We start from the raw sequence: 24421 nt of genomic DNA, 5'->3' as shown, positions 1-24421 counted from the left end.
ACAGCATTAACAAACGTAATGCCATCCATAATGAACATTCGCTTTCCTGATGCAAAGAATTGTTTTCTGATGTTCCTACCGCCCGGGCAACGCGCCACCACAGGACGATAGAATGATCGAAACACTGCTGCCGGTTTTATCCTTTACCCTGGCCGCGGCCCTGTCGCCCGGCGGGGCAACGACGCTTGCCACCGCATCGGGTGCGCAATTCGGCTTTCGCCGTTCTGTGCCGTTCATCATGGGTATTTCAATCGGCATGCTGACACTGGCAGCCGCCGGCGCGCTTGGGCTGGCGAATTTGCTGCGCGCCTTTCCGGCGATTGAGCTCATCACCAAACTGATCGGCACCAGCTATCTGGTGTGGCTGGCCGTCAAGATCGCCATGGCCCCGCCGCCACCCACCTCGACGATTGCGCGCAACCTTGATCAGGACACCCCGACAGACAGCAAACCCATCCCGTTTCTTGGCGCCTTCGGCCTGCTGTGGCTGAACCCGAAAGGCTGGGCTGTCACCATCGGCGCGGCGGCATCCTTTTCTGCCATCGCACAGGACCCGACCGAACTGGCCATTATTCTAGGCAGTGCCTTTGCCTTTTCCGGTTTTTTGTCGATGGCGCTTTGGTGCGCATTGGGCTTAAGCCTCTCGCTGTTGCTGACATCGGATTGGCAGTGGCGCACGGTCAATGTGACGCTTGGCGTACTTCTGATCGCCTCGATCATTCCAATGTGGCTCTAAAATCCCCTTGACCTCAACCCCGGTTGAGGTCGGACAAGGATCGCATCACATCCATTTGGGGAAACAGAATGCGCGTCTTTGTCACAGGTGGAACCGGCCTGATCGGATCGGCCATCGTTGAAAACCTGATCCGCCATCAACACGATGTCGTGGCACTTGCCCGATCACGCGCCAGCCACAAAATGCTGGCCGATCTCGGCGCAACGCCAATCCGGGGCGATATCACAAACCCGACCGCTTGGGTCAACGACCTGCCCGATGTTGATGCCGTCATTCACACGGCCTGTGATTTTTCCGATCAGATGCCGCGCATTGATGCCAATCTGCTCGATCACTTGATCCCGGCCCTTCATCGCATACCAGGCATGGTGCGCTTTCTCTATACCGGCGGCGTCTGGAGCTACCCGCAAACCCAACCGGGACAGATCGGCGATGAAACACTGCCCTTTGCCACTTTACCGGAATTTGACTGGATGATTGCCGGGCTAAACCGCATTCTTGGCGATGAAAAACTGCACGGCATCGTCATTCATCCCGGATGCGTCTATGCCACCGGCCGCCGTGGGCATACCGGCCTGTTTGAACGCGCCATCACATCCGCCCAAAGCAACAAGGTGATTACCATTGTTGGCGGTGACCATATTGATCAACCGATGGTCCACACCGATGATCTGGCCGATCTTTATTACCGCGCGCTCACCAATGCCAACCCCGGTTCCAGCTATATTGGGGTTGCGATCAACGGTGTTTCAAATGACGCCGTTGCCAAGCTGATCGCGAGCCACTTCGCCATTGATGACTGCCAGTTTGAAACGATCAGCAAACAAACCGCGATGAGCCGTCTTGGGAATTGGGCGGAGGGACTTGGCCATCATCAACATCTCAGCAGCGCCAAGGCAATCCGTGAACTGGGCTGGGACCCCAAACACCGTGATATCGAACAGGACATCAAGGCTTGTGCCGCTGCAACAATGGCCCACAGTTAACGATATTAACTTTCCGTGCTGATGGTCTTGAGCCCGACCACCCCGCCAATGATCATCAGCAACAATACCGCCTTAACTGCGGTCATCGGTTCCTTCAGGAACAACCAGCCAATCAGGGCGACCGATGCCGTGCCAAGCCCGGCCCACACCGCATAGGCCGTGCCGACCGGAATGATGCGCAACGTCATCGACAAAAACCAGAAGCTCAGGCCATAAACGCCAAGGCTTAACACCGTAAAACGCCAATCGGTAAATCCATCCGAGAATTTAAGCGATATCGTCCCGATCACTTCAAGACTGATCGCAATAAACAGATATACCCAGGCGAGCATGATCTTATTCCTTGTTTTTGGGGTGGTGGCGGAAGGCGCTCCTGACGGAAGGCACTCCCAAAATGGCCCAATTTTCCTTATGGGGCAATCCCCGCGCCCGCCTTATCGCCCCCCACCAAAATCGCCTTGCCGTAATCTGGATCAAAACGGATGGCAAAATCGTTGCGTATAGTGACCCAACAGGGCACATTGCCCGCAACGATTTGCCGGTCATAGCCGCACAGATGTGCGCGTGATATCCGGCCAGAGAATGGGATAAACAGTCATGATCGAAACCGATATTCTGATTGCAGGCGGCGGGATCGCCGGAATGAGTGCCGCGGCACGTTTTGCCGCCGACGGCCATCAGATCGTGATTGTCGACCCGGCCCCCTCTGACATCGGCGAAGGCACGGATTTACGCACCACCGCCTTCCTTGAGCCGGGTATTGAGACGCTTAAAAAAGCTGGCGTCTGGGATGCCATCAAACCGACCGGGGCCGAACTTCGCGTCATGCGTATTGTTGATGCCGGTGGTACCGAACGCACCCCGCGCGAAACTGCCGACTTTGATGGTTCTGAAACCAAGAACGGTTTCTTTGGCTGGAATGTCTCAAACAAGGCCGCCCGGGTGGCCCTGATGGCGCGCTTGGCCGAACTTGATAATGTCGATTTCCGCTTTTCCACCACCGTGACGGCGTTCAAAGGCACCTCGCGCTATGGCGAAGTAACGCTTTCGGATGGCCAGACCGTACGGGCCAAAGTCGTCATTGCCGCTGATGGCCGCAATTCATCCTTGCGCGACATGGCCGGGATCAAACACAAACGCTGGGCCTATGATCAAAGTGCGCTGGTGTTTGTCGTCACCCACAACAAACCACATGACAACATCTCGACCGAAATCCACCGTACCGGCGGCCCGCTAACACTCGTTCCCATGCCCGACCTTGATGGCAAGCCCTGCTCGTCCGTCGTCTGGATGGTGCCAGCTGCCCGCGCCGATGAACTCAACGCCATGAGTGACGAGGCCCTGTCCGCCGAAATCACCCACGACACCATGAACCTGTTTGGCCCGCTGACCGTCGCAAGCCCGCGCGCCGTCTGGCCGATGATCTCGCAAGTGCCATCGCGCCTGATTGCCGCCCGCCTTGCCTTGATCGCAGAATCCGCCCATGTCGTGCCACCAATTGGCGCGCAAGGCTTGAACATGAGCCTGCATGACATCGAAACCCTGGCCGAACTGATGGCCAAGGCCAAACTGCATAATGAGGATATCGGCGCGACCCCGCTCCTGAAATCCTATGAACGTCGCCAGCTTCCCAAAACCGTCATGCGGGTCGGCGGCATTGATCTGCTTAACCGCGCATCGATGTTCGAACCCAAGACCCTCCGCGACCTGCGCTATGCCGGCCTCACCGCGATTAACCGCATCGGCCCGCTTCGCAAACTCGCCATCAAGGTCGGGGTGGGCAAATAAGCCTGTCTCGCTTCAGCTTTGATGCAGACGAAGCTCGGCCATGAAGCCGTCCGCATGATCCGGGCGTGGGGAATAAAGCCTGAGCTCGGATTTAGTGTTGCGTGCAATCGCCTCGACAATCGCCAACCCAAGGCCCGAACCATCGGCCTTGCTGCTCGATCGTTTGAACCGGGTGGTCAGTTGATCCAGTTCATCCGGGCGAACGGGTGCACCCCCATTTGCGACTTGCACGATGTGCCCCTCGATCACGCGGATGTCGACGGGTTCTTCATCGCCACCATATTTCAGGGCATTTTCAATCAGGTTGCGCATGCAGATCGCAAAGGCATCAAGGTCAATATTGGCCGATAATGTCGCCAGATTGTCGGCATCACAGCGGATATGCGCCCCTTCCATCCCGGCCCGCTTGAGGTCTTCAATCACCAGATTAAGCGTCGGGCCAAGATCCTGATTATGCCCCGTCGGGCTAAAGCCACCGCTTGATTCCGCGCGTGCCAGCTGCAAAAGCTTTTCTGAGAGCCGCGACAGGCGTTTAAGCGCCTCTTCCGTCTGGACCGCACGTTTGCGGGCCGCGTGACCTTCGGGCAGTTCCGCCAGAAGCCTTTGCGTTTGCGCCAACGCCACGGCTATCGGGGTGCGCAGTTCATGCGCACTATTGGCGGTAAAGCTGCGCTCGACACTGAGTGCCGCCTCAAGCTTTGCCATCAACCGGTTGACCGCCGTGACAATGGTGCTGATTTCTTCGATCGGGTCATCCTGTGCAATCGGGGTCAGGTTGCCTTCGCCGCGCGTTTCGATCTCGTTGCGGACATGCCGCACCGGGGCAAGCGCGTGGGTCACGCTATAGACCACCGCAAGGATGGTCACCGGGATCAGGAAAATCAGCGGCGTAAATTGCGACACCATGGTTTCAATGATCGCTTCATTGCGATGCTCGGTCGGTTCGGCCACCTGCATGAACAGATCACCATTGCCGGTCACACTGGTATAAACGCGCACTTCATCACCATCGCTGAAACCGGGCTCAAGCGGCGCATCAAACGGCGTTTCCGGTGCATTTTGCGACCGCAGCAGAACGTCACCCTTTGCATCACGCAGTTGATATTGCATGAAGTCATCGAAATCGTCGAAATCACCATCATGATCGTCATGATCGCTGTCGTCGTCATCATCATGAACAGCGTCAAAGCCCGGTTCGGGCAAGACAACAATCCCGCCCGCGCCCTGATGGTTTTCAAGATAATCGATGATAAGGGTCGAGGTCCGCCGTGATGTCTCGACAAGGGCGGTATCCGCCCCCTCCTCCATCTCATGGCGGGCGGTATAGGCCGCAAACAGTGCGCCGATCACCCAAAACACCGCAACGATCAGCGTCAGGCGTTTGGTCAGAATAAACTGAAGACTGTTTTGCACCCTGATCTTCATTATCCCTCAACCCGATAGCCGACACCGCGCACGGTTTTGATGACGTCTTTGCCAAGCTTGCGGCGCAAACGGCTGACATAAACCTCGACCGTGTTGCTCTCGATCTCGGCCCCGAATTCATAAAGCGCTTCTTCAAGCTGACGTTTCGAAAGCGTCTGGCCCGGCCGTTTGACCATCTGATCAAACAGCGCCCATTCGCGCGATGTCAGATCGATATGTTCGCCATCGCGCAGCACCGACCGCCCGGCAAGGTCGACCTCGACCCCGCACTGCAGTTCCACAAATGGATTGGGATTGCCGCTATAGCGCCGCGAAACGGCGGCCAGGCGTGCGGATAACTCATTGAGATCAAACGGCTTGACCAGATAATCATCCGCCCCGGCATTTAGCCCCTCGATCCGGTCCGAAATCTGATCCTGTGCGGTCAGGATAATGCACGGTGTCGCCGATCCTTGGCGGCGAAGACCCCGCAGAAGATCAAGTCCCTTGCCATCGGGCAGGTTAAGGTCCAGCAGCAACACATCATAGTTGGTCCCGCGCAGCATGATCTCGGCATCGATCACACTTGCGCTGTGATCGACCGCCTCGCCGCTTGCCAGTAAATGATCGCGCACCGCCTCTGCCAGCATCAATTCATCTTCAACCAGAAGAATACGCACCCCAACCTCATCCCGAAACTTTGCACAATCGGCCTTGGTTAAGGGCGTTTCCTGACAATGTGCTGAACGGCGAAAAATATCCGGTTCAGGTTGCTGTCAGGGAAGCACGCCATACTCGGCACCGATCTTGACATATCCCCTATCTTATGAAGGAACCGAGCCATGAAAAACACTGTTTTGAAGAAAGCCGCCTTTGGCCTGTTTGCGACCACGCTTCTTGCCACTGCCTCTCTTGGCCTGAGTGCGAATGTCGCACAGGCCAGTGACGATTATTGCAACGTGCCGAAATCCGAATGGCAGAGCATGGATGCGCTCAAGGAAAAACTGACCGCCGAGGGCTGGGACGTCCGCAAGATCAAGGAAGATGAAGGCTGCTACGAAGTTTATGCCGTCAAGGCCGATGGCAAGAAGGTTGAAGCCTATTTCAACCCGGCGACTTTTGAGCTCGTCAAGGAAGACGACTGATTTTAATCGGTCCTCCCTCGGCTGCGTGCGCCTTTGACCGAAAGTCTGTCCCCCGGCCCCGTGCCTGCCTGCACGGGTGTCCTCGGTCAAAGCCGCCTCTCCGAACCAGTTACCTAAAACCGCATTAAACCGTCAGGAGCACGCATCATGTCTGTCAAAGTATGGGACCCGTTTGTCCGCCTGTTCCACTGGGGCTTGGCGGCAAGTTTCGTCATCGCCTGGATCACGGCCGATGAATGGGACAGCCTGCATCACTGGGCGGGCTATGCCGCAGGTGCCCTGATTGCGCTGCGCCTGATCTGGGGCCTGATTGGCACCCGTTATGCCCGCTTCACCCAGTTCATCAAAAGCCCGGCGGCAACGGTTAAATATCTTGGCGATATCCTGCGTGGCACGGAACCCCGTTATCTCGGCCATAACCCGGCCGGGGCGGCGATGATCGTGGCCCTGATGCTGGCCATGGCCGGTTGCGCGCTGACGGGCTGGATGTACACCACCACCATGTTCTGGGGCTCTGAATGGGTGGAAGAAACCCACGAGGCGCTGGCAAACGGCCTTCTGTTCCTGGTGCTGCTGCATGTTGGCGGCGTGTTGCTCGCCAGCATCCGCCATCACGAAAATCTGGTGCGTGCCATGATCACGGGCCGCAAACGCCACCCGGCAACGGATGATATTTCCTGACCGGACTTTACGACCTTCACGCCCTCAATGCTTCCCTGACATCCTGAATTAAGGTTTGTCCCAACTCAAGGCAACCGCGTCCACCCCTGGCCGGTTGCCTCTTTTTTCTGGGGAAACAGTCCTTAGCGTGCAATTGGCTTTGCCGGATTGCCAACAACCGTCGCACCCGCCGCAACATCGCGCGTCACCACGGCCCCGGCGCCAATGATCGCATCATCACCAATCGTGATTCCCGGCAGAATAATCGCCCCGCCGCCGACCCAGACATTGTCGCCAATCGTCACCGGCCGCCCGATTTCAAGATGCTGTTTGCGCAGTTCCGGGTCGCGATGATGATCGGCACAGTAAATCTGCACATTCGGGCCCAGCATCGAATGCCGCCCGATCTTCACGGGTGCGGTATCCAAAATCACGCAACCGACATTTAAAAACACGTCGGCGGCCAGATGGATATTCACCCCATAGGCACAATGAAACCGCGCCTCGATCCGCACATCGTCCGCGCATGATGCGAACAACGCGCGCAGTTTCGGCCCGATATTGCCGCGCTCTGCAGGATAGAGCACGCTATGCTCATGACAGGCCTCAAGCGCGCGATGGCGCATCACGGTAAGTTCCGGATCAAGGCAGGAATACCAGTCACCGGCCTGCATTTTTTCAAGTTCGCTTTGGGCCATGATGTTCAGGGATGTTGTTCAGGACGGTCTTCACGTTACGCCCGATTGCGGGTAACTGCAATCTGCACAGCACCCCGCCGTTAACACCACCGACCACCATGGCCCACAAAGCATGTCGAACTTTACTTGCCCGTCACATGCGCCAGTTCCGCACCATGGGTTGCCAGCGCATCACACGCCTTTGCCCATGCCGGGTCGCTTTCATCAAATGCACTGCGCAGATAGGCCGCACTCATCCGCTGGGTTACGGCAAGGCGATCGGGATCTTCATCATCGGTTTCCTTGGCATCGTAGCCTGCAATACCGCCCAGCCCGTGCTTGCCGCCTTTGAGCGTCAGCAAATAATCACCGCCCGGGCTGCAATGGAACGGGTCGGTATGCCATGCCGCCCCGCGCGTGGTCAGGTGCGGGTTATCGTCTTCATCCCCCGCCACCACAAGGGTGCGTGTCGTCATATGGGAAAAATCGGGATTGAGTGCTGTATAGTTCGCGCGCGCATGCTCGCTAAGGCTCTCCCCGCCATTGCCCGGCGCTGCCAGCAACACACCGACCTTGATCCGCGGCTCCAGAAGGTTGACATCCTGCGCATCCGGATCGGCGGTATCGGTCAACCGCGCGCCGAGTAACATTCCCACCGTCTGCCCGCCAAGTGAATGCCCCACAGCCGCAATCCGGTCATGGTCAAGTCGCCGGTCAAGGATCGGGTGGGCGGCTTCGATCTCGGACAGGTGATCAATGATATGTTTGAAGTCCTCGACCCGCGACCGCCAGAAAAACGGTGCCCCCGGTGCGTCCGGCCCGAACCCGGCAACTTTCGAATTGCCGTGGGTCGGCTGGATCACGGCAAAGCCCTGCTCTGCATAAAACTGTGCCAGCGGGCCATAGCCATTCATCGACGGAATATAAAGCGACGGCCCATGCCCGTGCGACAACAGGATAATCGGAAAATGATCCCCCACCGCAGGCAGGGTAATCCGCATCTCAATCGGCTGTGGTCGATCAGCAACCGGCAAAATCACCGGACAGATCGAAAGGGTCGGCACCGCATCCCGAACCGGAATATGACGGGCACTGGTGATCAGATTGTTCATGAAAAGCATCCTTGTTTTGCTTGGCGAAACCGTCGATTTCGCCTATAAACCAACAAACGGAACGACGTTCCTGTTGTCGATTCAAATACGGAACAATGTTCCGTTTATCAAGTGTGAAATTCAACACCCGGACTCCGTCCGCGTCCGATCACGCTGGTTTATTGTGGAATAACAAAGCGATGCAGGAAGAAACCACCGGCACAAAAAAACGCATCCGTGCTGATGCCGCCCGCAACGAAGACGCGGTGCTTGAAGCCGCCAAGACGGTTTTTGCCACCGCGGGCGTCGATGCGCCGGTGCGTGAAATTGCCAAATCCGCCGGGGTTGGGGTCGGCACGCTCTATCGTCGTTTTCCCAAACGAAGCGATCTGGTCGTTGCCGTCTTCAAACGCGAAGTTGATGCCTGTGCCGCAGATGCCAAAACGCTCGCAAAGGACCACCCGCCGGGCGAGGCCCTGTCGCGCTGGCTCAGGCGCTATTGCCAGTTTATTGTCACGAAAAAGGGATTGGCCTCGGCACTTCATTCCGGCGACCCGGCCTTTGATGCCCTGCCCCATTACTTCCGCAGCAACTTTGAACCGGCCCTGCAAAACCTGCTTTCTGCGGCGGCCAAGGCGGGCGAAGCCCGATCAGACATCGATGCCTATGATCTGCTGCGCGCCATTGGCAACCTTGCCAGTGCCGGGAGCACCTCAGGGGGCAAAGCGGGCGACGATCCCGAACATCATGAAGGCATGCAGCATACCTATCGCATGCTGGATCTGATGATTGATGGCCTGCGCTATGGCAAATCGGGCTGACGGGCCGACAACAACGCCCTAAACGTAATCCGGCGCAAACTGTTCAAGATCAAGCGTCGGGGTTTTGCCGATATCGCCGCGATGTTTTTCAAGGAACACGCCCGCTGCCTCGCGCCCCTTGTCGCGCAGCATGGTCATGAAATCCCATTCCGCATTCATCTTGGACGTGTGATCCAGCTCAAGCATCACATCACTGGCAATCAGATGCATGCGCATGGTGCCCCAACTGCTGGCTTCGCACTGATGGGGCGGCATGTCCTTGCGGATCACCGACATCATGCGCAGCTCCTTGACCAGCGAACTGTTAAACGAAATCTCGTTAAGTCGGCTTGATATCTCGTGCGAGGTTTTCGGGATCCCCGGCCGTTTGACCGGATTGATCTGTACGAGCACCGTGTCATTGGCCGAACATTCCCGCACAAGCGGGCCAAGGCTGGGATTGCCGGAATATCCCCCGTCCCAATAGGGCACGCCATCAATCTCGACGGTCTTGTAAATATTGGGCAAACAGGCCGAGGCCAGCAAAACATCAAGGCTGATATCGGGGTTGCGAAACACCCGTGCCTGCCCGGTTTCGACATTGGTCGCGGTGATGAAAAGCTTGGTCGGGCTTTTGTTGAGCAAATCAAAATCGACCACATCGCTCAAAAGCGCCGCCAGCGGATTATCCCCCGCCGGATTAAGGTCATAGGGCGAAAACAGTTTCGCACTCATATCAAGCCACTGATACATCGGCGAATTGCCAAGCGACCAGTTGCCAAACAAAACATCAATCGGGGAACGTTGCAGCGGGCTGAACCGCGCGGCCTCCGATACCGCTGACCAAAACCGCTCAAGATCCTCGCGCGCCCCGTCATATTTGCCCTTGCAAAAGCCCGACGTCACCACGGCGGCATTCATCGCACCCGCCGATGTGCCCGAAATCGCCTCAAGCTCGATCTCTTCATCCTCAAGCAACCGGTCCAGAACGCCCCAGGTAAACGCCCCGTGCGATCCCCCGCCCTGCAGGGCAAGGTTGATCTGTTTGCGGTTGGTCGCCGTCGATTGCTTCGCACGCTCGCTCATGCCATCTCCTGCACCTGGGTCATAATGTTCGGATCACTGGTCATGATATGTCGCAAACAGCGCGATCTGCCAGCAATGATATCACCGAAGGAAGGTTAGGCTTCTCAATCTTTATCGAATGGCGGGATACTCTCATACATCAAACCTGTTTTGGATTTTGCGCCTTCTCTGGATGTTTGTTTAATCTGCGCGAAGACCAAATAATTTTTGGCAACAAAGCAAAGATAGCCCGAAAATACTCCGGCGGCGCTTGTGGCTCGGTGTCTTTTTCCATACAATAAAACAGGAATAAAAGATCGATTTTATCTCCTTATAGTTGAAAATTACACATACAAAAAAGGCAACTCAGTACACTTCGAGGTAAAAACATTCATTTATGGAAGGTACCCGTATGAACGATGAGGAGCTAAAAACGTGGCTTTGCTCTCAAATGGCTGCAATTGAAGATGAGCAAACAATTCGAGAGCGGTTGAGAAAGTTAGTTTCTTTATATGAAATTACAGATAACGGATTAGAAAAAGCCAGCCTAGCAGATCAAATCCAAATGTTGGAAGAACACCTGGAGGAAGCGCCCCTACGCACATTAGACCAACCACAAGGTATAGATGAACTTATGCTAGGCCTTATTCAATACAGATCAATGGTATTTGCCTTTGAGAAGGTAAAATCTGAGAATAGCCATTTCGAAAAATTACCCTTTTTCAAAATGTGGATAGTATCCGCAGGCTACCTTGTCGCAACAATTATTGGTAAACTTACAAACAAACATAGTCGAGATAACTCTCTTAAATCCGCTTGGAAAAAATGTAATCAAGCAATTAAAGAGTCCGGCATAATTTCGACCGAGGAATGGAAGAAATTAGACAACTTAATGCGAACCAACACGTACTTCTCGAATGAAAGCTCCAAAGCAATTCGGTTTCGCAACAAGACCATTGCTCACAATGAGGCAACATTCACTCCAAGCTGGTCCGATTTTGACAATGACATTAAGATTTTGGCGCGAGTTTGGTCTGTGCTCTCAATATGGTGTGCATTTCCTCAACCATCCCCATTCAATGATTCAAAACAGATGTTTTCGGGACTAGAGGCATTTTTTAACACCAATGAATTTGATCAACTGAGCAAACACTACGAGCACTATGTTTCACAATTTTGCGAATGGTGCCGGACAAGTTTGGTAGCTGGCGAGCCACAAACTAGGTCTCCGTTTTTGTCACTGAAAGTCACGATCAAGCATTATCCGAACCGTGTTTAACAAGAAAACGAGAACCATTAATAACGTTTAGGTCTTATACCACGTCAAACTGGCCGGAAGGTCCTGCTTGGGGGCCAGCGCAATCACCTGATCAAGGAACAGGCGCGCAATCGGTGACAGGCTTTTGCTTTTGCGCGTAATCACGCCGATATGGCGATGGCGTTCCGGGGTGGTGAGTGGCACAAACACCAGCTTTTCGGGTGCTGCCATATCCGACACACGGGCGGCCAGTTCCGGCAGAACCGTGATCCCCACCCCCTCGGCGACCATGGCCGCCAGCGTAATGGTGTTGGATGTTTCAACAATCGGACGCGGCAGGATCGGTCCGGTTGCGCCCAAGGCGATATCGCTGCCTTCCTCTGCACTGCTGGCGTTCGGATCGAGTGAGCGCAGCACCTTTTCCTCGGCCCGCATCGCCTTCTGCGCGCGGGCCAGAACCGTTTTCGCCGCCGGAATGCCCGCCGCCACCGCATCGCGCACAGCAGGGCTCAGGACCGGCATGGTATCGCTTGAAAGGTCGCTGGTCACACCGGGCTGCGCCATCATCGCGCCGGTCCCGGATTCCGGCCCCAACCCGACAAGCTTCTCACCGGTCAAATCCGACCAGCGCAAAACAGATTTTTGGGCAAAGGCATGATCGGCCCGGCACAGCACGCCAAACCGATCGGAAAACAGCGGGCGAAAGGCAATATCGGGCAACGCCTGCCACTCCCCGGCAATGCCGAGATCGGCGGCATTATTCGCCACCGCTTCATGCACTTCACCGGCATTGCGTTCATCAAGGCGAATACGCGCATCGGGATGGGTAGCAACAAATTCGGAAATCACGGCGGGCAAAATACGCGTCAGAACCGAGGGTGCCGCTGCAATCGTAATCTTGCCACCGACACCTTTGGACAGCGCATCCAGATCGCCAAGCGCCTCTTCAAAATCGGCCAGCAACCGCCGCGCAATCGGCAGGAAACGCTCGCCGGTCTGGGTCAGCGCCACCTGCCGTGTCGTCCGATCAAAAAGGGCGGCCCCCGTCACATCCTCAAACTGGCGAATGGTTGCGGTAACCGCGGGCACCCCAAGGCCCAAAATCCCGGCCGCAGCCGTAAAATTCCCCTGATCGGCAACTGCGACAAACACGCGCATATGACGGATATTCAGCGATGACAGCATGGTCTTGATCGTCCGTTCCGGTTAACTCCCCTGCCCGATCAAGAGCATAGCGCCCGAACCGGATTTGGGAAAACGGTTATTGGGATGACGTCGCAGCAGTCTTTTCAAGCGTCGGCGGCACAGTCTTGATTGCGGTCACGGTTGGATGCACCTCGATCAGGCATTCGCGGAAGACGCGCGCCATGCGTGACATCACCGATTGCGGGAAGTTGGCGACACACATGGCGATCTTGAAGCTGAGCAGATCGGGACGAAGGGCGCGCATTTCGCCGCGTTCCACCCATTGCCGGGCAAAGTGGGTTGGCAGGAAACTGACGAACTTGCCGCTTCGGATCAGGTAAGCCAAGCCTTCCATGTCATAGGCCGTCGCACTGGGCGGATGTTTGAACAGGGACTGGAACGCCAGCGCCACCGAATAACCACGACGGGCGTATTTCTGTTCGGCCAGTTGTTCGATTGGCATTTTTTCATGGGCCTTTTCAAACAATGGATGCTCCTTGCCGCAATACATCGTCTGTTCTTCGTGAAAAAGCTGCTGCATCTGCACGGCTGCATTCATCGGCTGGTTGGGCATGACGGCGATTTCCATCTGCCGACTGAGCAGCGCGTTTTCAATCTGGTTGGGCGATACGACAACAAAAGTCGGATGTACGCCGGGTGCCCGTTCATGAAACAGCGCAATCGCCCGATCCAGTTTGCAATTGGGGTTTTCGACCATGGCATCGACCACCCCAATGCGAAGTTCCCCCACCATATTGCCGCGAATGGCCCCGACCTCGGCCCGGAATGAGTCGGCCGCGGCAAACAGTTTGATCACTTCGCTATAGATTTTTTGCCCATGTTCGGTCAGCGAAAAGCCCGACCGCCCGCGCCGACACAGCTTGACCCCCAACCGGGTTTCAAGCGCGGACATCTGGGTGCTGATGGTCGATCTTGAAATGCCAAGCTCGTCCTGGGCGGCGGTGAAACCGTTGCTTTCGACGATGGTTCTGAAAATCCGCAACTGGCGGAAATCGACATCACTGAGCGGCGGAAGTGTTACTGACATCGGCGCTTGACCTTCGTGAAAGCATTACGTTGAAAAAATCAGACGTTTAGTTTGAAAGTTTCATATTATTGAACACGTCCCCGCGTGGCAATCTTCGTCCAAGCTTTTGAGATAATTGCCGTGTCCGCGCGTCACCCCACCCGACCGCGACGGCATGCCACCACCATCGCCACCATCGCCATCGCGCCAGGATCTGCCCTCATGCCCAACACTGCTGACAAACCTGATACTGCGTCCGCTATTTCCTTTGTACCGCCCTCGGCGATGACCCTGCCGCGTTATGCCGGGGTGGCAAGCTTCATGCGCGCCCCGCATCTGTCGATTGATGACCCGGTAACACGTGACGTCGATATCGCCATGGTCGGCGTGCCATGGGATGGCGGCACCACCAACCGTCCGGGTGCGCGGCACGGCCCGCGCCAGTTGCGCGATCTATCGACCATGATCCGGCCCAAACACCCGGTCACCAGCCAGAACCCGTTTGAAGACCGCAACATCGCCGATCTGGGCGACGCGCAGGTCAATCCGGCCGACATCATGGATACGCTGGAAAGTGTGACGGGCTTTATCGCCAAGCTGAAATCAAAGGGCATCAGCCCACTTAGTGCCGGTGGCGATCATTTGCTGTCCTATCCGATCCTCAGGGCACTGGCATCCGATGGCCCGCTTGGCATGGTGCATTTCGATGCCCATACCGACCTTTTTGACAGCTATTTCAACGGTTTCAAATACACCCACGGCACGCCGTTCCGCCGCGCGATCGAGGACGGCTACCTTGATCCCAAGCGCGTGGTTCAGATCGGCATTCGCGGCACGATGTATGACGGCGAAGATGTTGAATGGGGCCTGGCCCAAGGCGTTCGCATCATCCGCATGGAAGAAGTCATTGATCGCGGCCTTGATGATGTGATGGCCGAGGCGCGCGAAATTGTTGGCATGGATAAGACCTATGTCAGCTTTGACATTGATTCTGTGGACCCCGCCTTTGCACCGGGCACCGGCACGCCGGAAATCGGCGGCTTCACCAGCCGCGAGGCGCAAAAAATGATCCGGCTGTTAGCCGGTCTAAACCTTGTGGGTGCAGACCTTGTCGAGGTCTCGCCCCCCTTCGATCCTTCGGGAGGAACAGCCTGGCTTGGCATTTCGCTGATGTATGAATTGCTGTGCGTGCTGGCCGGGTCAAACGCCACCAGAAACCCGAACCGAAAATCGGGCTAAGGCCAAATCAAAGAAACCAAAGTCTAAATCAGAGAGCATCTCACACCGGAGACACCATCCATGAAACGCATTCTTTCGAAAATCTGCCTGTCGGGTGCGGCCCTCGCAACCGCCTTCTCGCTTTCCACCGCCGCCTCGGCCGAGGAACTGACCATCGCCCACTCGACCTGGGTTGGCTATGGCCCGCTTTATATCGCCCAGGACGAGGGCTTCTTTGAAGAAGAAGGCCTTGATGTCAAACTTGTGGTTATGGAAGACGTCAAAACCCGTATGCCGGCCTTGGCGGCTGGCCGGATTGATGTTGCCGTCACCACGATTGATACCGTGCTTGGTTTTTACACCGATGACCATCCGCTGACCTATCTGTTTGCGCTTGATGATTCACGTGGCGGTGATGGCATTGTTGCCAATGCCGACATCAAAACCATCGAAGACCTCAAGGGCAAAAACGTCGCCTATACCGAGGGGTCAGTTTCGCAGTTCTTCCTGAGCGTTCTTCTCAAGGAAGCCGGCATGAGCCTTTCTGACGTCAATTCGATGAACATGTCGGCCGGTGATGCCGGTGCGGCCTTTGTCGCCAAGCGCGTTGATGCGGCTGTTACGTGGGAGCCGTGGCTGACACGCGGCAAGGATACCGAACATGGTCACCTTCTGATCGATAGCTCCAAGGCACCCGGCCTGATCACCGATATCGCGGTGACGACCGAGGAAACCCTGGAAGCCCGTCGCCCGGAAATGGAAGCACTTTATCGTGCATGGGCCAAGGCAATCGCCTGGCAGAAAGCCAACGAAGAAGCAGCCGACGTGATCATGGCAATGGGTGTTGGCGGCTGGCTTGAAGATCCGGCGGTCTTTGCGGAAACCCGTGCGGGCATTGCGTTTTATGATGACGCAATGAACAAGACCTTCATGGATCCGGCCAACGAAGACGGCATTGTCGGCACCATTTCCAACGCCATGACCCTTGGCAAGGAAAGCGGCATGGTTACGTTGGACGCCGATCCGAAAAGCCTGCTGGCTGCGGACATCGTCAAATAACGTGAACAACACCTAAGCTTAAAAGAGCAAGCATCATGTGGACCAGATCCCTCTTCTCGCCCAAGACCGATATCGACAAGGGAACCTATGTCACCCTGTCGCTGATTTCGGTTGCTATTATCCTGGCCCTGTGGTGCTTGCTCACCTATGGCGGGATCACGCCCCGGGACTTCCTTGCCGCCCCGCATGAGGTGGTTCAAGCCGGCATCAAACGCATGGCCAATATGTCTTTGTTTGAACATATGTGGGCAAGCCTTGTTGTCATCCTGTCGGGCTTTATCCTGGCCTCGATCTTTGCCGTTCCGATCGGCATCCTGATGGGCAGTTTCCGCGCGGTGCAGGCGCTGATTGAACCGATCACCGGTTTCATGCGCTATATCCCGGTTTCGGCCCTGATCCCGCTTCTGATCCTGTGGATCGGCATCGGGATCGAACAGAAAATCATGGTGATTTTCCTCGGCACCTTTTTCCAGCAGCTTATTCTGATTTCCGATGTGTCGGCCCGGATTTCCAAGGATCTGATCGATTGCGCCTATACGCTGGGTGCGGATCGCCGCCGTGTCGTCACGCGCGTTCTGGTGCCGGCCTGCATGCCCGGTGTGATGGATAACCTGCGGGTTACCATGGGCTGGGCCTGGACCTATCTGGTGGTGGCCGAACTGGTCGCGGCCGATACCGGCCTTGGCTACATGATCCTGAACGCCATGCGCGGGCTGTTTACCGATGTAATTTTGCTTGGTGTCTTTACCATCGGCATCTTGGGCCTGATCACCGACTTCTTCTTTAAATGGGCACGCCGGCGTTTGCTGCCCTGGTCTGCCGATTTTTAAGGGGCGATACAGTCATGAGCATGCTTTCCCTTCGTGACATCACGGTACGGTTCGAACCCAAGGGCAAACCACCGGTTCTGGCCCTTGACGACGTCTCGCTTGATGTTGCCAACGATACCTTTTCCGTCATTGTCGGCCCGTCGGGTTGTGGCAAATCAACGCTCCTCCGCCTTGTTGCCGGGCTTGAAACGCCGACATCCGGGCGCCTTGAACTCGATGGCCAACCGATCAACGGCCCGTCGGCCGATCGCGGCATGGTGTTTCAAAGCTACACCCTGTTTCCCTGGTTGACCGTGCGTGAAAACGTCATGTTCGGCCCGAAGCTCAAGGGCCTTTCAAAATCCGAATGCGAAGACATCGCCGATGATCTGATCAAGGCAGTCCATCTTGACGGGTTTGAAAAATCCTATCCCAAGGAACTCTCGGGCGGCATGCGCCAGCGCGTGGCCCTTGCCCGGGCGCTGGCCAATGATCCGCGCATTTTGCTGATGGATGAACCGTTTGGCGCGCTTGATAGCCAGACCCGCCAAATGATGCAGGAACTCCTGCTTGATGTCTGGCAAAGCCGCCGCAAGACGGTGCTTTTCATCACCCATGACATTGACGAGGCGATCTTCCTGGGCGACGAAGTGCACGTGATGTCGGCGCGCCCCGGCCTGATCAAGCAGTCGCTTGATATCAACATTCCGCGCCCCCGCCACATCGATGCGCTCACAAGCCCGGAATTCATGGATTACAAACGCACCATCCTGTCGCTGATGCATGACGAGGCGATCAAGGCCGAAGACGCCGCCAACCAGCGCAAATCGGCCTAAAGCCGTCAAAAAAGCGCGGCAAAACAAACACCTGCCTGACTTGCCACCACCCGACAGGCTCAGGCACAGGGAATGTGCGGCTCACAGCAAATCCCGCACATTCCCGACTTTTATAGTCAGGTGATTTTCCGTCAGACTTTCGGCTCTCTTCTTACCAAAGAAGCAAGCGCCACCAGAACCGGATTTATAGGAATAGTTTGAAGGTTACATACTTGCCGCAATCGACAGGTCATAATAGGCCATGACATCAAGCTTACCTTCGGCAGGGACAGCAGAGACCTCCGTCTCGGCATTGATGGCCGACATTAAGAGGCACTTTGAAGGTGCCTAAAAATAAAACTGTCCCCTTTTTTTGTTGCATTAGTCGGGCTCTATCAAATAGCCACGAAGGCAGAGTATAACCGCTTCATTCAACGTCGCAGCATCTCTCCGAACAGATCTCTCAGGATTTTCTCTAACCGCAATAGCACAGGTGTATAAATTGCCAAGGCGCTGCACGTCAGAACGGATCATCAGAGAACACCCATTGTTCGCAAGTTCAGAAAACAGTCTCTCCAACTCATCCAATGAAAAGACTCCGGCTTCCGCTATAGATTTTGCGATGTCCATTTTCACCTCAACGCATTTGCAATGTCTGACACTTCCACTAAGTCACCTCTCTCGACTCTAAGAGTTAGCTCAAACATTTGACTATCTGTAAGATTTACAGTTAACCCAGTTCTTCCCGCAAAACTCTTATATGCTGCGATAGCAGTTCTCTTATTTCCGTTTTCAAAAGTGTGGTTTTTTATTATCGAACGGAAAATTGCCGCACCTTGTTCTGATGGTAAATCGTAGTACGAAGCGCTCTGCAAAATTGAGTGAAGGTCGCCACTAAACAAATTTCCTCCGCCATCTGTCGTGCGGTTGAAATCAATAATTTCCTCCACAAAGCTATCAGTGTCGTTGGCGAAGTCGAATGTCTTGTTTGCCCCACTTATAGCACCATTCTTATGGCTTGCAATTTTACTGAGCAGATCATCAGCCTTATCCGTCAGGCCTGCCTTACGGGCAAGTTCATAGGACTTCTCAAGAATCTTGAGTTTGCCAAGGGTAACGTCGATGGCCACATTTAGACCAGCCTCCAGAATGGCATCCTCAAACTGCTCGTCGGTCAGTTCTCCATTGATATACGCATCAACCAGTTCATATGCAGTTGTCGCATTGTCATACAGCTCATAAGCCGTCCATGCGACCATCGCCCCTTGGAATAGCAACACTACCGCCGGCAAGATGTTGTCATTTGCAACACTCTCGCCCGCATCGGCCCCGATATAGACCTCGTTACCGCTGGTCGCGATCAAGGCCGCCGCCGCCGCACCGGCAAGACGCCCGACATCCACTCCATTCTGGCGCCACTCCTCAAACATGGCATTCATGGTGTCGCGTTGTTCTGGCGTGATCTCTTCGGGTTTATCCAGGTCAATCTTGGTAAAGTTCTGAATTTCTTGAAGTTTGCTTTCTTCGGTCAGCCACTGATAGAGCTCGGCTGATACCGCGCCACCAACACCTCCAGCAGCACCGGCGGCACAACCACCGGATTGCGAAATTTCGCCCCGCGCACAGCCCAGTGCCGCATGAGCGACCTTGTGCCAAAGCCAGGTTCCCGGATCGACACTGGTTGTCCCATCGGCGTTGGTGGTCATCATCGCCTTGTATTCGGCACCGATTTCAGCCGCCAGCGACGCGCCAATCGTGCTTGCCGCCGCCAGCCGCAAATTTCCGACCAGCGTATCGCTGAAATCAGCCCCAGTAATCGCGCTGTCCACACCAGAGCGAATGACACCGTCGATGCTATTTTCCAGAAGCGTTGTAATGAATTCAGAATTTTCGCCGAGCTGCTCAAGCCCGAACGTATCAAGGTTAATTGAATCTGTAGCGCCAGCGGTCAGGGCACTAACTACGATGCCACGGAGTGTGTTACTGGAGAAAATAGATTGAAAGGCCCCACGCATATCACCCGAAACAGCACCATTGGCAATCGAGGTCGCTGCCGTTGCCGCAACACTTGCAAGAGCGGCATTAACCATGGTCATGGTCGTTAATTGTGCAGCTGTTCCTGCATATATAACGCCATTAAAAGATGCTGTTGCCAAAGTTGTCGTCGCACCTGCCTCAAGGGCGGCTGCCCCGACAAGGTTGGCTGACAATGCAGCAGTTGCGCCGGCAGTAATAATCGCCGTCGCAATCGCAATCAGTGCCATTGCACCACCACCAAGGCCAGAGCTCTGGTCGTACCAGGTCTCATAGATTTCCTCGACGCCCTGCCAGTCGACATTCTCCATGCCTTGCAGGTCAGCAAGGTATTCAAGGCCCGGTGCCTCGGCCAACTGGGCGATGTCAGTGGCAAAATCGCCGGTGGAGCGGTATTCAACCACCACGCCGCCAGGGCTTTCGATGATGAAATCCCCACCCGATTCAAGGATGGCATGACGGACCACTTCCTTTTCGTGGCCATATTCCGTCATCGTCCATTTAAGGGTGCCGCCCTCATATTCCGAAACCGACAGGTAATCGCGTTCCTTGTCGGTCAGAAGCCACAATTTGGCATCCGGATCGGCAAACGGACCTTTGCCGACGCTGATGTTCAAATCGCCCCCGGCCGAAACCCGGCTGGCACGAATGGTGGTATCCGATCCCGACTGCGTGGTCAGATCGGTAAGCGACGTGATTTCCGTCCCCTTGATCTCGGTCAGATCGCGGATTTCCGTGCGCGAGCTGGATCCACCGAACATCCCGCCGAAGCGGCCTGTTTTCTCGACCTTGTGTTCACGGTGATGCTGTTCCTGAAGCGAGGTAATCGTCAGCCCGCCAAAGGCAGTAATGTCAATATCGCCGCCGCTTTCGACTTCGGACCCGGCAATGCCGATATTGCCCATGGCATTGAGCGACATGTCATCGCCGCTAGACAGCACACTTTCCTGATAGGTCAGGTGATTCTCGTTAAGGCTTTCGGTTTTCTTCTTGCCAAAGAAACCGCCGCGCCCAGAACTCGACTTATAGGAATAGCTTGAGTTTTCCATACCTGCCGTAACCGACAGGTCGTTATAGGCCATGACATCAAGCTTGCCGTCAGCAGAAACGGTGGATGCTTCGATCCCCACGTTGGTGCCGGTCATAGCAATATTGCCACCGGCATTGATCGCCGACGTCAGGAGCTCTTCGGAATGTGCCTTGGATGATGACTTGCCACTGGTTTGCGAATAATCATAAACATTGCGCGCAGAGCCGACCAAAAGGTCACCGCCCGCTGCCAGTTTGACGTCACCATCAACATTTGCATCAGTCCCGACCACCGACACGTCATTGGCTGCTTCAACCGTCAGGTTACCGCCAATATTAAGCGTGCCGCCCTGATGGGTAACAGATGTGCCACTGCCGCTGCCGGTTTTGACGCGTTTGGTCGTGTATTTCTCACAATCGCCATCATTTGATGAACAATCGGGATTTCTAACCCGAACATCGGAATAGAGAGCGCGGGTGAAGTTGGTTGTCTCCTCGATGGTTTCAACCAAAACATCGCCACTGTCACTTTTAAGCGTGACGTCGTTTGCGGCCTCGATATCCACCGCCGCAAGGCGGACTTCCTCGTCACCCGAAAGGCTGATATCGCCATCCGATTTCAGATCGCCGCGTTCAAGGTCAATCCGATCAGCAGTGATAGTCGTTTCGCTGTTACTGACAATCTGCCCACCGCCAATTTGCTTGACCTCACCGGCAGCAATATCCACCTTGTCAGCAGAAATCAGCGCCCCGTTGCGTTTATCAAGGAAGGCAGTCACCGCAGAAAGCGGTTTGGCCCCATTATCGCTTGAAGTCGGCAGAGCCAACGCAAGTTCAAGCTGATCACTGATCACGTCATTGCGTGTCTGACCGGCACCATCCCCGCCAAGCAGTTGGGCCGTGCGAATTTGCTGGGTCGCCCAGGCTTGGCGTACGGTGGGGTCATTGGAAGACAGCACTTCAAAGGCGCGCAGTTCGTTCTGTTCGATCAGCGGCTCAAAATCAAGTCGGCTGAACAGATAGGGCGATGACATGAAGGCATCGAGTTCACCGGATTCCGGGGTTTCGAAATTCTCGTGTGCCTCTTCAAGAACCTCTTCAAGTTCGGCGATCAGGTTAACCAGGGTCGACGTTTCCGCACCTGGCGTTGATGTTTCCGGTGTCGGTGCAACGGTGCTTTTGGACGGTTTTGGAACCTCTGCGTTCAGACGGTTGCTGGTGCTTTGAAGATGCACGCCGATATCGGCCAGCAACTGAGACGCACTTCGGCTGCCGATCGTCATGTTCTTGAGTGAATCGGTCACCGAAATGTTCAGATTTCCATGTGCTTGAATCACACCGCCAAATGTATCCGCGAAATCAAGCACACCTTCGTGGCAGGTGAAGCAGCCGCGTTTATGCACTTCATGGCGGGACTGACTGGCCCCAAACGACGTATTGGTCAGATTTTCAGCGGTGATGTCCAGGTCGCCCGCCGCCTGAATAGCACCATAGACATTGTTGATATTTTTGGCTTCAAGCAGAATGTTCTTGCCTGCCTTAAGTTCCGCCAGAACGCCATCGTCATTCAGGGTATCCTGGGTGATCGTCACCAGGATCGTGTATCCAGCGCCCGAACCCGCCCGAATAGAATTCCACAGATTGCTGATTTCCGGCAGGACGGCCCCGTCCTTGACATAAGAAGGATTAAGGGCTGCAAGCGTATCGGCACTTATGGCCTGACCAGACGACAGGCTTTCCCAAAGGGCCAGATATTGCGGAAGATACTCCGCCTTGATAGAGCCGGGCTCAGGACCTTCCACAACCGGCTCCGGATCTGTCGGCGCACCTGACGAGCCCCCTGCTCCGCCCGGCTCCGTGGTTTCAGGCTCGGCAACGACCTCTTCAACACGCGCGCTATCAGCCATAAGGTCACGCATGAATTCGACAAGGGACGGCACACCTGCCTCGGACGCCTTACCTGACAGACGTCCAAAGTATGTAACCCAGGATGAACCAAGTGTTTTTCCGTCACCACCAATTGCCGAGGCCTGCAACAGAAGCAGGAGCTCCGGGTCAAGTTCTGTTGCACTATTCAACTCGTCAGAAAACAGCTGTTCCCAGAGCGCGACATAGCTTTCGGTATATTCCGGCCGCACTGTGCCGTCTTCAGCAAGATATGTCGCAGAAAGCAGGCGGCTTTTGATATCGCCATTCGGGTTAACCGGGCCCGGGGTTTCATAGAACTGATAGATGTTGTCCTTGATATTTGCCGTCGGCGCGGTGCCCTGGTTGACGATATTCTCGGCCTTGATTTCAAGGTCACCCCCGAACGCTTCAATGCGGCCATTGCGGTTCAGGACATAATCGGCACGCCCGTTCGCAACCTCGGAGGAGCCGATCGTGACATTGTTATTGGCCCACAAAATACCGCCATCATTGCGGATATCGGGCGCGTCAATATCAAGGTTGCCATAGGCCGCGACAACGCCGTTATTTTCGATGCCGGTTCCGGCCTTCAGGGTCGTGTCACTTTCTGATCGGATCAGGGCTGTTTTGCCCGATGTGATCTGCTCTTGCGCTTCAAGGCTGACGCTTGCACCCGAATTCAGCTCGCCACTGTTTGTGATATTCTTGGCGGTGAGATTAAGGTTACCCGCAGATTTCACACTGCCCGCGCCCTCGAAATCCTCGGTCGTGGTGATTGTTGTTTCAGCACCCGATGAAACTTTCGACGCAGCGCCGAAGCTGATTTTGCCATTCGCATCAAGGGTGAGGTTGCCTGCTGACGCCACAGCACCATTCATATTCACCCCAACCCCGTCATCGGTTGCGATGAGGCTGATGTAATCCGCATACATGCCGCCAAGTGCTGCCACATCCAAGGCGACTTCAGGCACAGCACCACTGCCAGCGATCTCGCCATGGGTCAGCCCGACATAATCGACAGAATTACTGCCGGTGATGACATTAAGTTGCTTTGCCTTGAGCTTTGCGGCATCGCGAATGGCAACGGTTCTTGCAATCAGGTCGATCTGATCACTGGCCTGATTGCCACTGACCGCATCCAAACCCGTGCCATTAATCAAAATATCACCGCGGGTCACATCAAACCCGGCAAGCTCCCCTGAGGCGTTGATATTGGCCGCACCTGTGGAAAGGGTTGCTCTGCTGGTGTTGATAAAACCGCAGCCATTACACGTGATGCCATTTTCGTTGACGATGACAAGCTGGGCCTTTTTGCCTGCCACCTCCAGAAGACCATTCATCTGGGATCGCGACCCGCCAATGATCTGATGAAGGATCGTTGACGCTTCCTGCCCGCTTCTCAGGTTCGGGTTACCTTCGATGTAGCCTTTTTCCAGCTGGGAATAGGTTATCGTCGCAGAGTTGTTATCGATTGCGCCACGGGTGGGAATATCGAAACTGTTATGGATGTTGTTCGACAGGCCCTTGGCGTTGGGCGTATTGATATTATAGATCGTCAATCCGTTTCGCGATTGGTCAACAGCGGAACGGTCCGTGTTTGCCGCCTGCTGTGCGCCCGCAACAACAGGTGAAAGCGTGTAAAGCACGGCTGCAATCAAAGCTGAACTTTTCTGAAGACCCGGCAAAAGTTTGCTGATGTACTGCATGATCTATGTCCCAACGGCCCC

General features: G+C 55.3%; 20 protein-coding genes. 11 read left to right on the top strand and 9 right to left on the bottom strand.

From position 1 onward, the window contains the following. The first annotated feature begins 112 nt into the window (after window positions 1-112). Together AC5Q5A_RS17865 and AC5Q5A_RS17860 are read left to right on the top strand one after the other, a co-directional pair. Entirely contained in the window at window positions 113-736 is a 624-nt protein-coding gene (locus AC5Q5A_RS17865; RefSeq protein ID WP_296989689.1) for a LysE family translocator, read from the top strand. Window positions 737-804: 68 nt separating this feature from the next. Next, window positions 805-1722 carry an NAD-dependent epimerase/dehydratase family protein gene (locus AC5Q5A_RS17860; RefSeq protein WP_493896098.1) on the top strand — a complete coding sequence of 306 codons (918 nt, stop codon included), beginning with the start codon at window positions 805-807 and terminating at the stop codon, window positions 1720-1722. A 5-nt stretch (window positions 1723-1727) separates the two neighbouring features. Here the strand turns inward: AC5Q5A_RS17860 and AC5Q5A_RS17855 are convergent, their stop codons facing one another. Next, a complete protein-coding gene (locus tag AC5Q5A_RS17855; protein ID WP_062957772.1) occupies window positions 1728-2054 on the bottom strand; it encodes a DMT family transporter in 327 nt (108 codons plus the stop codon). Between the two features lie 265 nt (window positions 2055-2319). Here AC5Q5A_RS17855 and AC5Q5A_RS17850 point away from each other — a divergent pair, with 265 nt between their 5' ends. Next, a complete protein-coding gene (locus tag AC5Q5A_RS17850) occupies window positions 2320-3510 on the top strand; it encodes an FAD-dependent oxidoreductase (RefSeq protein ID WP_493896097.1) in 1191 nt (396 codons plus the stop codon). A 12-nt stretch (window positions 3511-3522) separates the two neighbouring features. Here AC5Q5A_RS17850 and AC5Q5A_RS17845 read toward each other — a convergent pair whose 3' ends face one another. Both AC5Q5A_RS17845 and AC5Q5A_RS17840 read right to left on the bottom strand, forming a co-directional pair. Continuing rightward, window positions 3523-4923, bottom strand: a complete 1401-nt coding sequence (locus tag AC5Q5A_RS17845; protein ID WP_493896096.1) for an ATP-binding protein — start codon at window positions 4921-4923, stop codon at window positions 3523-3525. Between the two features lie 11 nt (window positions 4924-4934). Continuing rightward, window positions 4935-5594 carry a response regulator transcription factor gene (locus tag AC5Q5A_RS17840; RefSeq protein WP_493896095.1) on the bottom strand — a complete coding sequence of 220 codons (660 nt, stop codon included), beginning with the start codon at window positions 5592-5594 and terminating at the stop codon, window positions 4935-4937. 162 nt (window positions 5595-5756) lie between these two features. Here AC5Q5A_RS17840 and AC5Q5A_RS17835 point away from each other — a divergent pair, with 162 nt between their 5' ends. Further along, window positions 5757-6059, top strand: coding sequence for a PepSY domain-containing protein (locus tag AC5Q5A_RS17835; protein ID WP_493896094.1), 303 nt, complete (start codon window positions 5757-5759; stop codon window positions 6057-6059). A 147-nt stretch (window positions 6060-6206) separates the two neighbouring features. Beyond that, the gene (locus AC5Q5A_RS17830; protein WP_493896093.1) at window positions 6207-6740 is read left to right on the top strand and encodes a cytochrome b/b6 domain-containing protein; all 534 of its coding nucleotides are present in this window, start codon (window positions 6207-6209) and stop codon (window positions 6738-6740) included. A gap of 122 nt (window positions 6741-6862) precedes the next feature. On the opposite strand, the gene AC5Q5A_RS17825 is transcribed toward AC5Q5A_RS17830, so the two are convergent. Beyond that, window positions 6863-7417 (bottom strand): sugar O-acetyltransferase, encoded by a 555-nt coding sequence (locus tag AC5Q5A_RS17825; RefSeq protein ID WP_493896092.1) that lies wholly within the window; start codon window positions 7415-7417, stop codon window positions 6863-6865. Window positions 7418-7539: 122 nt separating this feature from the next. Next, window positions 7540-8508 (bottom strand): alpha/beta hydrolase family protein, encoded by a 969-nt coding sequence (locus AC5Q5A_RS17820; RefSeq protein ID WP_493896091.1) that lies wholly within the window; start codon window positions 8506-8508, stop codon window positions 7540-7542. Window positions 8509-8687: 179 nt separating this feature from the next. On the opposite strand from AC5Q5A_RS17820, the gene AC5Q5A_RS17815 reads away from it, so the two are divergent. Then, on the top strand, window positions 8688-9308 hold the full coding sequence (locus AC5Q5A_RS17815; protein ID WP_493896090.1) for a TetR/AcrR family transcriptional regulator: 621 nt from the start codon (window positions 8688-8690) through the stop codon (window positions 9306-9308). Window positions 9309-9326: 18 nt separating this feature from the next. Here the strand turns inward: AC5Q5A_RS17815 and AC5Q5A_RS17810 are convergent, their stop codons facing one another. Further along, complete coding sequence (locus tag AC5Q5A_RS17810; RefSeq protein WP_493896089.1) at window positions 9327-10373, bottom strand: patatin-like phospholipase family protein; 1047 nt, start codon at window positions 10371-10373, stop codon at window positions 9327-9329. A 391-nt stretch (window positions 10374-10764) separates the two neighbouring features. On the opposite strand from AC5Q5A_RS17810, the gene AC5Q5A_RS17805 reads away from it, so the two are divergent. Next, window positions 10765-11631: a hypothetical protein gene (locus AC5Q5A_RS17805; protein WP_493896088.1), complete on the top strand. Its 867-nt coding sequence runs from the start codon at window positions 10765-10767 to the stop codon at window positions 11629-11631. 27 nt (window positions 11632-11658) lie between these two features. On the opposite strand, the gene AC5Q5A_RS17800 is transcribed toward AC5Q5A_RS17805, so the two are convergent. After that, window positions 11659-12795, bottom strand: coding sequence for a LysR family transcriptional regulator (locus AC5Q5A_RS17800; RefSeq protein WP_493896087.1), 1137 nt, complete (start codon window positions 12793-12795; stop codon window positions 11659-11661). A 76-nt stretch (window positions 12796-12871) separates the two neighbouring features. After that, the gene (locus AC5Q5A_RS17795; RefSeq protein WP_493896086.1) at window positions 12872-13843 is read right to left on the bottom strand and encodes a LysR family transcriptional regulator; all 972 of its coding nucleotides are present in this window, start codon (window positions 13841-13843) and stop codon (window positions 12872-12874) included. 201 nt (window positions 13844-14044) lie between these two features. On the opposite strand from AC5Q5A_RS17795, the gene speB reads away from it, so the two are divergent. Genes speB through AC5Q5A_RS17775 form a run of 4 tightly spaced genes read left to right on the top strand, consistent with a single transcriptional unit; the run spans window position 14045 to window position 17744 of the window. Next, window positions 14045-15061: an agmatinase gene (speB, locus tag AC5Q5A_RS17790; protein ID WP_493896085.1), complete on the top strand. Its 1017-nt coding sequence runs from the start codon at window positions 14045-14047 to the stop codon at window positions 15059-15061. 60 nt (window positions 15062-15121) lie between these two features. Then, window positions 15122-16099 (top strand): ABC transporter substrate-binding protein, encoded by a 978-nt coding sequence (locus tag AC5Q5A_RS17785; RefSeq protein ID WP_493896084.1) that lies wholly within the window; start codon window positions 15122-15124, stop codon window positions 16097-16099. Window positions 16100-16134: 35 nt separating this feature from the next. Further along, the gene (locus AC5Q5A_RS17780; protein WP_493896083.1) at window positions 16135-16929 is read left to right on the top strand and encodes an ABC transporter permease; all 795 of its coding nucleotides are present in this window, start codon (window positions 16135-16137) and stop codon (window positions 16927-16929) included. 14 nt (window positions 16930-16943) lie between these two features. After that, complete coding sequence (locus tag AC5Q5A_RS17775) at window positions 16944-17744, top strand: ABC transporter ATP-binding protein (protein ID WP_063087222.1); 801 nt, start codon at window positions 16944-16946, stop codon at window positions 17742-17744. 611 nt (window positions 17745-18355) lie between these two features. On the opposite strand, the gene AC5Q5A_RS17770 is transcribed toward AC5Q5A_RS17775, so the two are convergent. Next, window positions 18356-24400 carry a two-partner secretion domain-containing protein gene (locus AC5Q5A_RS17770; RefSeq protein WP_493896082.1) on the bottom strand — a complete coding sequence of 2015 codons (6045 nt, stop codon included), beginning with the start codon at window positions 24398-24400 and terminating at the stop codon, window positions 18356-18358. Between the last annotated feature and the right edge of the window lie 21 nt (window positions 24401-24421).

It is taken from the genome of Thalassospira sp. CA1 (genome assembly GCF_059052855.1).
This window is presented reverse-complemented; position numbering and strand designations above follow the sequence as displayed.

Excerpts from the sequence above, each read along its gene's own strand:
- AC5Q5A_RS17865 (WP_296989689.1), top strand. The coding sequence starts at position 113 with ATGATCGAAACACTGCTGCCGGTTTTATCCTTTACCCTGGCCGCGGCC.
- AC5Q5A_RS17860 (WP_493896098.1), top strand. The coding sequence starts at position 805 with ATGCGCGTCTTTGTCACAGGTGGAACCGGCCTGATCGGATCGGCCATC.
- AC5Q5A_RS17855 (WP_062957772.1), bottom strand. The coding sequence starts at position 2,054 with ATGCTCGCCTGGGTATATCTGTTTATTGCGATCAGTCTTGAAGTGATC.
- AC5Q5A_RS17850 (WP_493896097.1), top strand. The coding sequence starts at position 2,320 with ATGATCGAAACCGATATTCTGATTGCAGGCGGCGGGATCGCCGGAATG.
- AC5Q5A_RS17835 (WP_493896094.1), top strand. The coding sequence starts at position 5,757 with ATGAAAAACACTGTTTTGAAGAAAGCCGCCTTTGGCCTGTTTGCGACC.
- AC5Q5A_RS17830 (WP_493896093.1), top strand. The coding sequence starts at position 6,207 with ATGTCTGTCAAAGTATGGGACCCGTTTGTCCGCCTGTTCCACTGGGGC.
- AC5Q5A_RS17825 (WP_493896092.1), bottom strand. The coding sequence starts at position 7,417 with ATGGCCCAAAGCGAACTTGAAAAAATGCAGGCCGGTGACTGGTATTCC.
- AC5Q5A_RS17820 (WP_493896091.1), bottom strand. The coding sequence starts at position 8,508 with ATGAACAATCTGATCACCAGTGCCCGTCATATTCCGGTTCGGGATGCG.
- AC5Q5A_RS17815 (WP_493896090.1), top strand. The coding sequence starts at position 8,688 with ATGCAGGAAGAAACCACCGGCACAAAAAAACGCATCCGTGCTGATGCC.
- AC5Q5A_RS17810 (WP_493896089.1), bottom strand. The coding sequence starts at position 10,373 with ATGAGCGAGCGTGCGAAGCAATCGACGGCGACCAACCGCAAACAGATC.
- AC5Q5A_RS17805 (WP_493896088.1), top strand. The coding sequence starts at position 10,765 with ATGAACGATGAGGAGCTAAAAACGTGGCTTTGCTCTCAAATGGCTGCA.
- AC5Q5A_RS17800 (WP_493896087.1), bottom strand. The coding sequence starts at position 12,795 with ATGCTGTCATCGCTGAATATCCGTCATATGCGCGTGTTTGTCGCAGTT.
- AC5Q5A_RS17795 (WP_493896086.1), bottom strand. The coding sequence starts at position 13,843 with ATGTCAGTAACACTTCCGCCGCTCAGTGATGTCGATTTCCGCCAGTTG.
- speB (WP_493896085.1), top strand. The coding sequence starts at position 14,045 with ATGCCCAACACTGCTGACAAACCTGATACTGCGTCCGCTATTTCCTTT.
- AC5Q5A_RS17785 (WP_493896084.1), top strand. The coding sequence starts at position 15,122 with ATGAAACGCATTCTTTCGAAAATCTGCCTGTCGGGTGCGGCCCTCGCA.
- AC5Q5A_RS17780 (WP_493896083.1), top strand. The coding sequence starts at position 16,135 with ATGTGGACCAGATCCCTCTTCTCGCCCAAGACCGATATCGACAAGGGA.
- AC5Q5A_RS17775 (WP_063087222.1), top strand. The coding sequence starts at position 16,944 with ATGAGCATGCTTTCCCTTCGTGACATCACGGTACGGTTCGAACCCAAG.
- AC5Q5A_RS17770 (WP_493896082.1), bottom strand. The coding sequence starts at position 24,400 with ATGCAGTACATCAGCAAACTTTTGCCGGGTCTTCAGAAAAGTTCAGCT.